At 72.0% G+C, this 13,434-nt stretch carries 9 protein-coding genes and 3 pseudogenes; 11 read left to right on the forward strand and 1 reads right to left on the reverse strand.

From position 1 onward, the window contains the following. Window positions 1-735 precede the first annotated feature (735 nt). From ACTWQJ_RS31445 to ACTWQJ_RS31455, 3 genes and pseudogenes are all read left to right on the forward strand, one after another. Window positions 736-1,089: pseudogene (locus ACTWQJ_RS31445) on the forward strand (sensor histidine kinase); the annotation flags it as partial. 111 nt (window positions 1,090-1,200) lie between these two features. Next, complete coding sequence (locus tag ACTWQJ_RS31450; RefSeq protein ID WP_443309912.1) at window positions 1,201-2,313, forward strand: hypothetical protein; 1,113 nt, start codon at window positions 1,201-1,203, stop codon at window positions 2,311-2,313. A 52-nt stretch (window positions 2,314-2,365) separates the two neighbouring features. Continuing rightward, a pseudogene (locus tag ACTWQJ_RS31455) lies at window positions 2,366-3,028 on the forward strand (response regulator transcription factor). A gap of 34 nt (window positions 3,029-3,062) precedes the next feature. Here the strand turns inward: ACTWQJ_RS31455 and ACTWQJ_RS31460 are convergent. Beyond that, entirely contained in the window at window positions 3,063-4,085 is a 1,023-nt protein-coding gene (locus ACTWQJ_RS31460) for a Gfo/Idh/MocA family protein (protein ID WP_443309919.1), read from the reverse strand. A gap of 117 nt (window positions 4,086-4,202) precedes the next feature. On the opposite strand from ACTWQJ_RS31460, the gene ACTWQJ_RS31465 reads away from it, so the two are divergent. The 8 genes and pseudogenes from ACTWQJ_RS31465 to ACTWQJ_RS31500 all read left to right on the forward strand — a co-directional run. Continuing rightward, window positions 4,203-4,952: a GntR family transcriptional regulator gene (locus ACTWQJ_RS31465; protein WP_443309920.1), complete on the forward strand. Its 750-nt coding sequence runs from the start codon at window positions 4,203-4,205 to the stop codon at window positions 4,950-4,952. A 169-nt stretch (window positions 4,953-5,121) separates the two neighbouring features. Then, window positions 5,122-6,126, forward strand: a complete 1,005-nt coding sequence (locus ACTWQJ_RS31470) for a sugar ABC transporter substrate-binding protein (protein WP_443309913.1) — start codon at window positions 5,122-5,124, stop codon at window positions 6,124-6,126. Further along, a complete protein-coding gene (locus ACTWQJ_RS31475) occupies window positions 6,123-7,151 on the forward strand; it encodes an ABC transporter permease (protein WP_443309914.1) in 1,029 nt (342 codons plus the stop codon). Before ACTWQJ_RS31470 ends, ACTWQJ_RS31475 begins: the two co-directional genes overlap by 4 nt. After that, a complete protein-coding gene (locus tag ACTWQJ_RS31480) occupies window positions 7,148-7,939 on the forward strand; it encodes an ATP-binding cassette domain-containing protein (protein WP_443309915.1) in 792 nt (263 codons plus the stop codon). Before ACTWQJ_RS31475 ends, ACTWQJ_RS31480 begins: the two co-directional genes overlap by 4 nt. A gap of 176 nt (window positions 7,940-8,115) precedes the next feature. Beyond that, window positions 8,116-9,297, forward strand: a complete 1,182-nt coding sequence (locus tag ACTWQJ_RS31485; protein WP_443309916.1) for an ROK family glucokinase — start codon at window positions 8,116-8,118, stop codon at window positions 9,295-9,297. After that, window positions 9,294-9,887 (forward strand): sugar kinase, encoded by a 594-nt coding sequence (locus ACTWQJ_RS31490; RefSeq protein ID WP_443309917.1) that lies wholly within the window; start codon window positions 9,294-9,296, stop codon window positions 9,885-9,887. The genes ACTWQJ_RS31485 and ACTWQJ_RS31490 overlap by 4 nt, the downstream gene beginning before the upstream one ends. 98 nt (window positions 9,888-9,985) lie before the next feature. Further along, complete coding sequence (locus ACTWQJ_RS31495) at window positions 9,986-12,859, forward strand: DEAD/DEAH box helicase (RefSeq protein WP_443309918.1); 2,874 nt, start codon at window positions 9,986-9,988, stop codon at window positions 12,857-12,859. Then, a pseudogene (locus ACTWQJ_RS31500) lies at window positions 12,856-13,434 on the forward strand (hypothetical protein); the annotation flags it as partial. The gene ACTWQJ_RS31495 and the pseudogene ACTWQJ_RS31500, both read left to right, overlap by 4 nt.

Raw genomic sequence — 13,434 nt, forward strand, 5'->3', positions numbered from 1 at the left:
GCCAGTCGGTGAACTCGTGCAGCAGGCCCATGACGCCCTGCACCAGGGCGAGGAAACCGAGGAGTTCCAGCAGCTGTTTCATGGCCACGACCCTCGCCCCGCGGACCCTCCGCACACATCGGCCGCGGGGCGACCCTCTCGGTCCGGAAGTCGGAGATCTCGCCCGCCCCACCGCGCCGAAAGTCGTCGGTGCCGCGACTTTGGTCGACGATCCGGCCTGCGGGGAGGTGCTGCCGTCCGTCCCTGCGTAGATTTGTCGACCGTGAAAGACGACGGGACCCTGTAGCCGCCGTCGGCGTTCGAAGGACGCCGGTGGTTGTTCCCGTCAGCCCTGGTCCACGCCCTCGACCCAGGCGCCGGACGGCCTGGATGCGGGCCCCGGCGCACGCTGCGCGACTGGCTCGTCGACTTCAGCGTCTCTGATTGGCTCAGTGATCCTGGGCATGCCCAGGGGTGAGCCAATCGTCTTCGTGCCCTGGTGCTGATGGCTGGAGCCTCCCCCACAGCCTTAAGGGCGTGGGCGGTACCCCCACCGCCCGCGTGGCACGTCCCTCCGGACGCTGGTCGGCCAGGTCTCACGACCTCACCGAGGAGGGTGCCCGACGTCGCCTGGGCGCCGGACGTGCGCGTGACGCTCTGCCACAGGATCACTGCGTTTCGCTGATCCGACTGATGAGCCCTGCGCGACCGCGCCCAGCGGGCCGAGACGGAAGCGCGGCTGCGCGCCGAGCAGGCCCGGCTGAGTCCCGCGAGGCCGGCACGAGGTCACCCTCGTCATGCGGGTCACGGAACCGGCGGCCGTCCCCGCATCCGCCGGCCGCACCGCCTACCGCATTGCCCAGGAGGGCCTGACCAACGCCCGCAAGCACGCCCCCGGCACCGAGGTCACCGTGTCCGTGACGGGCGCCGGGCGAGGGCCTCACCGTCTGCGTACGCACCCCCCCCGAGGGGGACGTCCCGCCCGTCCCCGGCTCCGGACAGGGCCTGATCGGCCTGACGGAACGCGCCACGCTGGCCGGTGGCCGTCTGGAGCAAGGGCCGCGCGAGGACGGCGGCTTCGAGGTGCGGGCGTGGCTGCCCTGGGGGTGAGTCGGGCTCTGCCCATGTCTCTTCGGCGCACGGCAAGTTGACTTGTGTGACGCGATGGGCTGACGTATGTCCAGCCGTCAGCAGCACACGCACCGGAAGGGAAACAGCACAGTGAGTTTCGGGGGACCCAACCCGTACCAGCCGCAGTGGCCACCGAACGGCGGACCGTATCCGCCGCCCCCGAACCCGGGACCCTACGTCCCGCCCCCGAACCCGGGACCGTATCCGCCGCCGTACGTCCCGCCGCAGCCCGGTCAGCCGCCGTACAACCCCTACGCTCCGCACCCCCCGGGCTTCCCGCCGCACCCGCAGCCGTACGTCCCGCCGCGCCGCAACGACTCCCTCTGGTCGCTGCTGAGCGGTCTGCGGGGCGCCGAATGGCCGCCCCTGCGTGAGCTGTTGCGGGCCGGGCGGACCCGGATCCACGGCTGTGTGTGGGCGCTTCTGGTGTTCCCATGCAGCTGGTTCGCGATCGTGCCCCTCATGGCGGGCTACTCCTTCGCCCGCTCGGCCCGCATCCGGGCGCACCGGCTCTTCCCGGTGCGCGGTCACCGGCACTTCGACGATCCCCACGTGTGGCGCATCCAGAAGGCGCGGGCCTGGACCGCGGCCGTCATGTCCGTTCTGCTGCTGGCCGTGTACGGAAAACCGGAGGACATCAGTGAGGCCCAGCAGCAGTACATGATGCGGCTGGCCGTCACCCCGCCGCTGCTGCTGGTGAGCGCCCCCGTGGTCATCGCCCTGCTGTTCCGCATGGCGTCGGCGGCGGCGCGCGCCGAGATGCGACCGCGGCTGCGCGCCGCGGGGCGGTCGGCGCTGTGGTACGTCGGCGCTGTGACAGCGGTGCCGCTGTGCGTGGCCGGGATCACCGTGACCGGGAGCGAGTCGGAGGTCCCCGGCGGTGCCTGGTACGGCTCGCCCTGGGTCGTACTGGCGATCTTCCTGCCGTTCGTCTGGCTGCTGTTCTTCCTCGGCTTCGCCACCGGCCCCGCGATCCGCAGCGGCTTCAACGCCGCCGCGGTGCACCCCGCGCTGCCCGCCCTGCTCACCGGCACCCTGGTGTGGGAGTTCGCCGCGATCAGCATGCTCGCGGGCGGACTGCCCCCGGGGCCGCCCGCGATCCAGCTCCTCGCCCTGCTCGGCGGCCCTGCTTCGGTCACCGCGGTGGCCTGGTGGGAGATCCGGCGACTGCGCACCCTGCACGGCGTGAGCCTGCGGCGCTGAGACCCGCACCGCTGCGCGGTGCAACTTGTGCGACCGTAATTACGTATGGCCCATGATTGCGATCAGACTGCTCCTCGTCGACGACCCCACTGGTGCGGGCGGGGCTGTCCTTCATGAGGGGGTGCGGACGACATCGGGATCGTCGGCGAGGCCGCCGACGGCGGCGAGGTCGAGGCGCTCGTCGACCGCACCCGCCCCGACGTCGTCCTGATGGACATCCGGATGCCGGCGGTGGACGGTCTCACCGCCACCGAGCGGCTGCGTGGGCGCAAGGATGCTCCGCAGGTCGTGGTCCTGACCACCTTTCACGCCGACGACCAGGTGCTGCGGGCGCTGCGCGCGGGCGCGGCCGGATTCGTCCTCAAGGACACCCCGCCCGCCGAGATACTCGACGCCGTGCGCAGGGTCGCCGCCGGTGACCCCGTCCTGTCGCCCACCGTCACCCGCCAGTTGATGGAGCACGCGGTCGGCACCGCCGCCGACAACCGCCGCACGCGCGCGGGAGCGCATCGCCGCCCTCAACGACCGCGAGCGGGAGGTCGGCCGGGGTCTGGCCAATGCCGGGATCGCCGCGGAACTCTTCATGAGCGTCGCCACGGTCAAGACCCACGTCTCCCGCATCCTCGCCAAGCTCGACCTGAACAACCGGGTGCAGATCGCCCTGCTGGCATACGACGCGGGACTCGTCGGGGACGGCGATCAGGACGGGCAGTAGGCGTGTCGACCAGATGCCCCCACCCTGCGCCTGCTCACCTCAGCACCGGCTCGGCGCCGCCCGGGATTTCCGCGAGCCGGACGGGTCTGTGCTCCCGGCGCGACAGTTCGCACGCCTCGGCGATCCTGAGCGCCTGCAACGCCTCGCGCCCGTCGCAGGGGTTGGCCCGCTCGCCCCGCACCACCTCCACGAACGCGCACAGTTCGGCCTCGTAGGCGGGGCCGAACCGCTCCAGGAAGGTGGTCCAGGGCTTGCTGGCGGCCGGCGGCCCGGTCGGCTCGGTCGACGCGATCGGCGTACGGTCGTCCAGCCCGACCACGACCTGGTCCAGCTCCCCGGCGAGCTCCATGCGCACGTCGTAGCCCGCGCCGTTCAGCCGTGTCGCGGTGGCCGTGGCCAGCGTGCCGTCGTCGAGGGTGAGAAGCACGGCCGCCGTGTCGACGTCGCCCGCCTCGCGGAACACCGGGGGACCGGCGTCGGACCCGGCGGCGTACACGTCGACGACCTCGTGCCCGGTCACCCAGCGCACCATGTCGAAGTCATGGATCAACGTGTCCCGGAAGAGCCCCCCGGACAGCGGCAGATACGCGACCGGCGGCGGCGCCTGGTCGGAGGTCAGCGCCCGTACGGTGTGCAGCCGCCCGAGCCGGCCCGATCGGACCGCCTCGCGCGCGCCCGTGTAACCCGCGTCGAACCGGCGCTGGAAGCCCATCTGGAGGATCGTTCCGGCGGCCTCGACCTCGGCGATCGCATGCATCGAGCCGGGCAGGTCGAGCACGATCGGCTTCTCACAGAACACCGGCAGCCCCGAGCGCGCTGCCCGACCGATCAGTTCGGCGTGGGCCGACGTCGCCGTCGTGATCACCACGGCGTCCACACCCCACCGGAAGATCTCGTCCATGCCCGGCGCGGCCGTCTCCCCGAGCCGGTGCGCCAGCTCCTGCGCCCGCGCCGGATCGGCGTCCGTGAGGATCAAGGAGCCCACGTCCCGGTGGCGGCTGAGCGTGTTCGCATGAATGGTGCCGATGCGGCCCGTCCCGATGACCCCGATGCGAATGGAAACAAAGTGGGGTTGCACCCACCGCACTGTCGATGTTTATGTCCGGACAATCGGACTACACAACTTCCCGTCAACCCGTCACGGAGCTACGCTCGGCCCGTGCCGAAACCAGATGTGGACCCGACCGTACAGCTCGACCTCAGCGTGGACCGGAGTTCCCCGGTGCCGCTGTACTTCCAGCTGTCCCAGCAGCTCGAGGCCGCGATCGAGCGGGGAACGCTCACCCCCGGCAGCCTGCTGGGCAACGAGATCGAGCTCGCCGCCCGGCTCGGCCTGTCCCGCCCCACCGTCCGCCAGGCCATCCAGTCCCTGGTCGACAAGGGCCTGCTCGTGCGCCGCCGCGGTGTCGGCACCCAGGTCGTGCACAGCCAGGTCAAGCGCCCGCTGGAGCTCAGCAGCCTCTACGACGACCTGGAGGCGGCCGGGCAGCGCCCGGCGACCAAGGTCCTCGTCAACACCGTCGTCCCGGCGTCGGCCGAGGTGGCGGCAGCGCTCGGGGTCGGCGAGGACAGCGATGTGCACCGGGTGGAACGGCTGCGGCTGGCGCACGGGGAGCCGATGGCGTACCTGTGCAACTTTCTGCCGCCCGGCCTGATCGAACTGGACACCGCGCAGCTGGAGGCCACCGGCCTGTACCGGCTGATGCGTGCCGCCGGGATCACCCTGCACAGCGCCCGGCAGTCCATCGGCGCCCGCGCCGCCACCGCCGCCGAGGCCGAACGGCTCGGCGAGAGCGAGGGCGCCCCGCTGCTGACCATGCAGCGCACGACCTTCGACGACACCGGCCGGGCCGTCGAGTACGGCACGCACACCTATCGTCCGACCCGCTACTCCTTCGAGTTCCAGCTGCTCGTACGGCCCTGACGGCCCCGCGCGGAGGCGGCCCCGTTCGTCGCAATGTCCGGACAAGGCGACCGACTCGCGCTCCCCGGTCACGAGGCGCACGATCCCCGTGTTCATACTGGGGCGTTTGGGGTCGGCGGGATGACCGGCCCCTTGCGTACCTGAAACACAGCAAGAAGGGCACGGCCTCGTGGCACGGTTTCGGACCTGGGTAGGCATCGCGGTGGCAGGGGTGCTGTGCGCCTCCCTCGCGGGTTGCAGCAGCACCGGCGGCAAACGCGCCGAGGACGCCCGCAAGGCCGCGGCCGCCCAGGGCAAGGCGGCGGTGAACACGCCCCGCTGGACCTTCGCCATGATCACTCACTCGGGCGACGGTGACACCTTCTGGGACATCGTCCAGAGCGGCGCCGAGCAGGCCGCCGTCAAGGACAACATCAACTTCCTGTACTCCCACGACGACGAGGCCCAGCAGCAGGCGCAGCTCGTGGACGCGGCCGTCGACAAGGACGTCGACGGCATCATCGTCACCCTCGCCAAGCCCGACGCGATGAAGGCCGCCGTCGCCCGCGCCGTCAAGGCCGGTATTCCGGTGATCACCGTGAACTCCGGCTCCGCGGAGTCCAAGGAGTTCGGCGCACTCACCCACATCGGCCAGGACGAGACGATCGCCGGCCAGGCCGTCGGCGAGGAGCTGAACAAGCGCGGGAAGAAGAAGGCGGTCTGCGTCCTGCACGAGCAGGGCAACGTCGGCCACGAACAGCGCTGCGCCGGCGTGCAGGAGACCTTCGACGGCACCGTGCAGAACCTCTACGTCACCGGTACCAACATGCCCGACGTGCAGTCCGCCCTCGAGGCCAAGCTGCAGTCCGACACCGCGGTCGACGCCGTCGTCACCCTCGGCGCCCCGTACGCCGACACCGCCGTCAAGGCCAGGGAGAGCGCCGGCAGCGACGCCGAGATCGACACCTTCGACCTCAACGCCAAGGTGGCCGCCGGACTGAGGGACGGCACCCTCGGCTTCGCCGTCGACCAGCAGCCCTACCTGCAGGGCTACCAGGCGGTCGACCTGCTGTGGCTGTACAAGTACAACGCCGATGTCCTCGGCGGCGGCAAGCCCGTGCTCACCGGCCCGCAGATCATCACCGAGGACCAGGCGGGCGCGCTCGCGGAGTACACCGAGCGGGGCACCCGATGAGCGCGATCACTGACGAAAGGTTTCTGCGCACCTCGCCGCTGCGTAAGCTGCTCGGCCGCCCGGAACTGGGCTCGGTCGTCGGCGCGATCGCGGTCTTCCTGTTCTTCGCGGTGGCCGCCGACAGCTTCCTGAAGGCATCCAGCCTGAGCACCGTCCTCTACGCGTCCTCCACGATCGGCATCATGGCCGTCCCGGTCGCCCTGCTGATGATCGGCGGCGAGTTCGACCTGTCCGCGGGTGTCCTCGTGACGTCCTCGGCGCTGGTCTCGTCGATGTTCAGCTACCAGATGACGGCGAACGTCTGGGTCGGCGTCGGCGTCTCCCTGCTGGTCACGCTCGCGATCGGCGCCTTCAACGGCTTCATGCTCACCCGCACCAAGCTGCCGAGCTTCATCATCACGCTCGGTACCTTCCTGATGCTGACCGGCATGAACCTCGGCTTCACCAAGCTGATCTCCGGCACCGTCTCCACCAAGACGATCGCCGACATGGAGGGCTTCCCCACCGCCCACGACGTCTTCGCCTCGACCCTGACCGTCGGCGGCGTCGCCTTCAAGATCACCATCCTGTGGTGGTTCGGCCTGATCGCCCTCGCCAGCTGGATCCTGCTGCGCACCCGCGCCGGCAACTGGATCTTCGCGGTCGGCGGCAACGAGGACGCGGCCCGCGCGGTCGGCGTCCCGGTCGCCAGGACCAAGATCGGCCTCTACATGGGCGTCGCCTTCGGCGCCTGGGTCTCCGGCCAGCACCTGCTCTTCTCCTACGACGTCGTCCAGTCCGGCGAGGGCGTGGGCAACGAGCTGATCTACATCATCGCCGCCGTCATCGGCGGCTGCCTGATCACCGGCGGCTACGGCAGCGCGGTCGGCTCGGCGGTCGGCGCGTTCATCTTCGGCATGACCAGCAAGGGCATCGTCTTCGCCGAGTGGAACCCCGACTGGTTCAAGTTCTTCCTCGGAGCGATGCTGCTCCTCGCGACCCTGCTCAACGCCTGGGTCCGCAAGCGCGCGGAGGCCACCAAGTGACGGAAACCCCTCGGCGTACGGCGCTCGTGGAGCTGTCCGACGTCAGCAAGCACTACGGCAACGTCCGCGCCCTCGAAGGTGTCTCCCTGGAGGTCCATGCAGGGGAGATCACCTGCGTCCTCGGCGACAACGGGGCGGGCAAGTCGACCCTGATCAAGGTCATCGCCGGTCTGCACCAGCACGACGGCGGCACCCTGCGCATCGAGGGCGAGGAGACCCGCCTCGCCTCCCCGCGCGAGGCCCTGGACCGCGGTATCGCCACGGTCTACCAGGACCTGGCCGTCGTCCCTCTGATGCCGGTCTGGCGGAACTTCTTCCTGGGCTCCGAACCCCGCAAGGGCACCGGCCCCTTCAAGCGCATGGACGTCGACCTCATGCGCCGCACCACCCACTCCGAACTCCTGCGCATGGGCATCGACCTGCGCGATGTGGACCAGCCGATCGGCACCCTCTCGGGCGGCGAGCGCCAGTGCGTGGCCATCGCCCGGGCCGTCCACTTCGGCGCCAAGGTCCTCGTCCTGGACGAACCGACGGCGGCACTGGGTGTGAAGCAGTCCGGGGTGGTCCTGAAGTATGTGGCGGCGGCCAGGGACCAAGGGCTGGGTGTTGTGTTGATCACCCATAACCCGCATCACGCATATCTGGTGGGGGACCGGTTCGTGCTGCTGAAGCGGGGCAGCATGGTGGCGAACCACACACGTGACTCGGTGACACTGGACGAGCTGACACGCCAGATGGCAGGCGGAAACGACCTGGACGATCTACGCCATGAACTGCAGCGCACCTGAGGAGCGCGGGGCTGCATCGATATGCGGCTCCTCCCCCACTCTCGGCTGCGCTCGAGCGGGGGGACCCCCACCGTGGGCGCGACGAGCCACAACGGACCCGCACCCGGCATACGGCACGCGCCCCCCTCGCAGCCCCGTTCGGCACCCAGCGTGACCGTGAGGCAGAATCAGCGGCGATGAGCACCTACCGCGACCTCGCCTTCCCCAAGGCCCTGAGCAACCCCCGGGTGACCGGCGCCCCCATCGGCTCACGGCGCGCCCCCGCGCTGCGCACGGTCGGAACAAGGGAGCGCCGCTCACATCTCACCGCACCCCGCGTGCCAACCGTCGGCATCGACATCGGCGGCACAAAGGTGATGGCCGGAGTCGTCGACGCCGACGGCAACATCCTGGAGAAGCTCCGCGCGGAGACTCCGGACAAGTCCAAGAGTCCGAAGGTCGTCGAGGACACCATCGTCGAACTGGTCCTGGACCTGTCCGACCGCCACGACGTGCACGCGGTCGGCATCGGCGCGGCCGGCTGGGTCGACGCCGACCGCAACCGCGTCCTGTTCGCCCCCCACCTGTCCTGGCGCAACGAACCCCTGCGGGACCGCCTCGCCGGCCGGCTGTCCGTCCCGGTCCTGGTGGACAACGACGCCAACACCGCCGCCTGGGCCGAGTGGCGCTTCGGGGCCGGCCGCGGCGAGGACCACCTGGTGATGATCACGCTGGGTACCGGCATCGGCGGCGCGATCCTGGAGGACGGCCAGGTCAAGCGGGGCAAGTTCGGTGTCGCGGGCGAGTTCGGGCACATGCAGGTGGTGCCCGGCGGCCACCGCTGCCCGTGCGGCAACCGCGGCTGCTGGGAGCAGTACAGCTCCGGCAACGCGCTGGTCCGGGAGGCCCGGGAACTGGCCGCCGCCGACTCGCCGGTGGCGTACGGGATCATCGAGCACGTCAAGGGCAACGTCGCGGACATCACCGGCCCGATGATCACCGAGCTGGCCCGCGAGGGCGACGCGATGTGCATCGAGCTGCTTCAGGACATAGGGCAGTGGCTCGGCGTCGGCATCGCCAACCTGGCGGCCGCCCTGGACCCCTCCTGCTTCGTGATCGGCGGCGGCGTCAGCGCGGCCGACGACCTGCTGATCGGCCCCGCCCGGGACGCCTTCCGGCGCCATCTCACCGGCCGCGGCTACCGCCCCGAGGCCCGCATCACCCGCGCCCAGCTCGGCCCCGAGGCCGGCATGGTCGGCGCCGCCGACCTCGCCCGGCTGGTCGCCCGCCGCTTCCGCCGCGCCAAGCGCCGCCGGGTGGAGCGGTACGAGCGCTACGAGCGGTACGCGGAGGCCCGCCGTACCGGGGAGTGGACGTGACCGGTTCCCTGCCCCAGCAGGGCGGTCCCGCGGACGAGCCGGACGTTCAGGGCGAGGACCGTGCTCACGTGATCCGCCGGAGAGCGTTCACCCTGCTCATCATCGTGCTGCTCATCGGCATCCCGGCCGGCTACCTGGTGATCTCCGCCAACCAGAGCCGCGACAGCGGCAAGGAGAAGGAGGAGAAGTACTCGGCCCGGGGCCTGACCGAGGGCTGGCCGTCCAAGGTGCAGCGCCGCCTCTATCAGGTGCCGATACCGCATCCGGCCAACCAGGTGGCGTGGTACGAGACGAACAACTGGCGGACCAGCCGCCTCTACGTGCAGTTCCAGACCACGCACGCCGGACTGGACGCCTTCCTGAAGGAGATCGGTGTCAGCCGTGGGCAGCTGAACAAGGGCAGCATCACCATCGGTGCCCGCGACCGCAACGTCACCGGCTGGAAGTTCGCCGGCCCCGGCGCCCGGCCCGGCACCTACTGGGGCCTGGTCCACGAGCAGAAGGACCCCAGGCCGACGCAGCAAGTGGTCGTGAACACGGGCAACCCGACCTACCCGATGGTGTACGTCGTCTCCCGCGTGGTTCCCTGACCGCGCCCGGCTGCGTGCCGCCGGTCGCCGGGGCCGATTGTCAGACCCCGCCCGTAGAGTCGAAGACGCCTGATCCGACGAGCGGGCGGGAGGTGACCATGCGTACGGGCGAGCAGGCCGGGGCGGACCGGCGGGCGGACGGTTCTGCCGTGCCCGCGGGACTCGCAGCCGTCTTCCTCCCGGCCCCACTTCCGCGCGCGGGCCGGGTCGCCTTCTGGGATCCGCAGGGCGGTTCGCCGACTTTCCCCGCCCCCGCCGCGGCACCCCCCTTGGGCGCCGAGCGCATGGACCTGACCGTCGTACGACCCCATGGGGCGGGCGTGCGCCGCAGGCAGACGCCCGCACTGACCCTGCCGGTCGGCGAGGCCCTGCCGCTGCTCGTGCGCGCGCGGCACGACCCCGCCGCCCACCCCGCCACGGCCTGCTGGGGCGCGGCCGCCCTGCACGCGCTGCGGCTCGCCGCCCGCGGCCGCCTGCTGCCCGGCCTGACGCCCACCGGCCACGACGCCTGGCGGGCCGGCCCCCTCGACCCCGACGACATCGCCCACCTGCGCGCGGTGGCCGCCGCCCTGCCGTACGAGGGCCATGCGGTGCCCCTGCCAGGCCCGGGCCCGCTTCTGCTGCCCGAGCCGGAAGCCCTGATGCGCTCCTTCCTGGACGCGGTCGCCGACACCCTGCCCCGCACCCCGGCCGCCGCGCACGCCTGCGGCAGGCCCTTCGCGGCGCCGGAACCGCAGCGCCTGCCCGCCGCGCACGACTGGGCCGCCGAGGTCGCCGCCGGGATGGACGCGGGTGTGCGGATCTCGCTCCGCCTGGACCTGTCGGCGTACGACCTGTTCGACGTGGGGGAGAGCGGCGACCGGGTGCGCCGGGCGGGCGCCGCGATCGTGCAGGTGCACAGCCTCGCCGACCCCACGCTGGTCGTCGACGCGGCGGCGCTGTGGGCGGGCGACGCGGACGCCGAGTTCGGTCCCCGCGCGCGGGTGGACGCCGCGCTCGCCATCCGCCGGGCGGCCCGCGTCTGGCCCCCGCTGGACCGGCTCGCCGAGCAGGACGTGCCCGACGTGCTCGCCCTGTCCGAGCCGGAGCTCGGCGACCTGCTGGGCGCGGCGGCCGGCCGGCTCGCGGCGGCCGGGGTCGCCGTGCACTGGCCCCGCGACCTGGCCAGGGACCTCACGGCGGCCGCGGTGGTACGGCCCGCGCCGGGCTCGGCGACCGACGGCACCGGCTTCTTCGAGAGCGAGGAACTGCTCCAGTTCCGCTGGCAGTTGGCGCTCGGCGGCGAGCCGCTCACCGAGTCCGAGATGGACGCGCTGGCCGAGGCCCACCGTCCCGTCGTTCGGCTGCGGGACCAGTGGGTGCTCGTCGACCCGGCCCTGGTCCGCAAGGCCCGCAAGCGCGAACTGGGTCTGCTCGACCCGGTCGACGCGCTGTCCGTCGCCCTCGCCGGCACCGCGGAGGTCGACGGCGAGCAGGTCGAGGCGGTGCCGGTCGGCGCACTCGCGGCGCTGCGGGAGCGGCTGACCGCCGGCGTACGGCCCGCCGAACCGCCCGCCGGCCTCCGGGCGACCCTGCGCGACTACCAACTCCGGGGCCTGGCCTGGCTCGACCTCATGACGTCCCTCGGCCTCGGCGGCTGCCTTGCCGACGACATGGGACTGGGCAAGACGGTCACCGTCATCGCCCTCCACCTCAAGCGGGCCCGCACCGAACCGACCCTGGTGGTCTGCCCGGCCTCCCTGCTCGGCAACTGGCAGCGGGAGATCAACCGGTTCGCCCCCGGCGTCCCCGTCCGCCGCCACCACGGCGCCGAGCGCACCCTGGACGACCTCGACGGCGGCTTCGTCCTCACCACGTACGCCACGATGCGCTCGGCCGCCCCGACACTGGCACAGCAGAAGTGGGGCATGGTCGTCGCGGACGAGGCACAGCACGTCAAGAACCCCTACTCGGCGACGGCGAAGGCCCTGCGCACCATCCCGACGCCCGCGCGCGTGGCCCTGACCGGGACGCCGGTGGAGAACAACCTCTCCGAGCTGTGGGCGCTACTGGACTGGACGACCCCCGGCCTCCTCGGCCCCCTGAAGTCCTTCCGCGCCCGGCACGCGCGCGCGGTGGAGAACGGCGAGGACGAGGAGGCGGTGACCAGGCTGGCCCGCCTCGTCCGGCCCTTCCTGCTGCGCCGCAAGAAGTCCGACCCCGGCATCGTCCCCGAGCTGCCGCCCAAGACGGAGACCGACCACCCCGTCCCGCTCACCCGCGAACAGGCCGCGCTGTACGAGGCGGTGGTGCGGGAGTCCCTGCTGGCCATCGAGACGGCGGAGGGCATGGCGCGCCGCGGCCTGGTGCTGAAGCTGCTGACCTCGCTGAAGCAGATCTGCAACCACCCGGCGCTGTATCTGAAGGAGGAGCACGGGCCGGGCGGCGGCGACCGGCTCGCCGCCCGCTCCGGCAAACTCGCCCTGCTGGACGAACTGTTGGACACGCTCCTCGCCGAGGACGGCTCGGCGCTCCTCTTCACGCAGTACGTCGGCATGGCCCGACTGATCACCACCCACCTGGCCGCCCGCGCCGTCCCGGTGGACCTCCTGCACGGCGGGACGCCGGTCCCGGAACGCGAACGCATGGTGGACCGCTTCCAGAGCGGCGCCACACCGGTCCTGGTGCTGTCCCTGAAGGCCGCCGGCACGGGCCTGAACCTGACCCGCGCGGGCCACGTCGTCCACTTCGACCGCTGGTGGAACCCCGCAGTCGAGGAACAGGCCACCGACCGCGCCTACCGCATCGGCCAGACCCAGCCCGTCCAGGTCCACCGTCTCATCACCGAGGGCACGGTCGAGGACCGCATCGCCGAGATGCTGGAGTCCAAGCGGGCCCTCGCCGACGCGATCCTCGGCTCCGGCGAGTCCGCCCTCACCGAACTGACGGACCGTGAGCTGTCCGACCTGGTGTCGTTGCGGAGGGCATCGTGACGGGCGCGAGCGAAGAACACCCGACGGTCCCGAACGGTCCCGCCGCGCCGGACGCCGCCATCCCGACCGACCGCACGCCACAGCCACGCCCCGCCGACGCGGCCCGCCAGGCCCTGCGGGCCGCGCGGGAACAGGGGAGCCGGGATCCCGAGGAGGCCGCCGGCCGTTCCACGGACGAGTCACCGGCCCTGCTGCCGGGCCGGTCTCCCGCGGCAAAGGACTCCGCGGCTCAAAACCCCAGGCCCGGCGACGCAGCCCGCGCTGCACTACGCCGGGCGACATCGACGCGACGCGGCGAGGGCGAAGCCGAGGGCGCGGCGGAGGACGTCGAGCCGGTCGACCGGACGAACGCCCGCCCCGCAGACGCCGCGCGTGACGCACTCCGCGCAGCCCTGCGCGAGCGGGCGGCGGCCTCGGAGACGGACCCTGCCGGTGGTTCGGGGTTGGGTGCCCGTTCCGGCGTGCCTGCTGCTGGTTCGGGGCTGGATGCACGTTTCGGCATGCCTGCCGGTGGTCCGGAGCGGGGCCCCCGCCCCGACGGGTCCGCCACCGGCCAGCCCGGAACCCACCCAGGC

It is taken from the genome of Streptomyces sp. KR55 (assembly GCF_052245645.1).
Taxonomy (GTDB): Bacteria; Actinomycetota; Actinomycetes; order Streptomycetales; family Streptomycetaceae; genus Streptomyces; species Streptomyces flavusporus.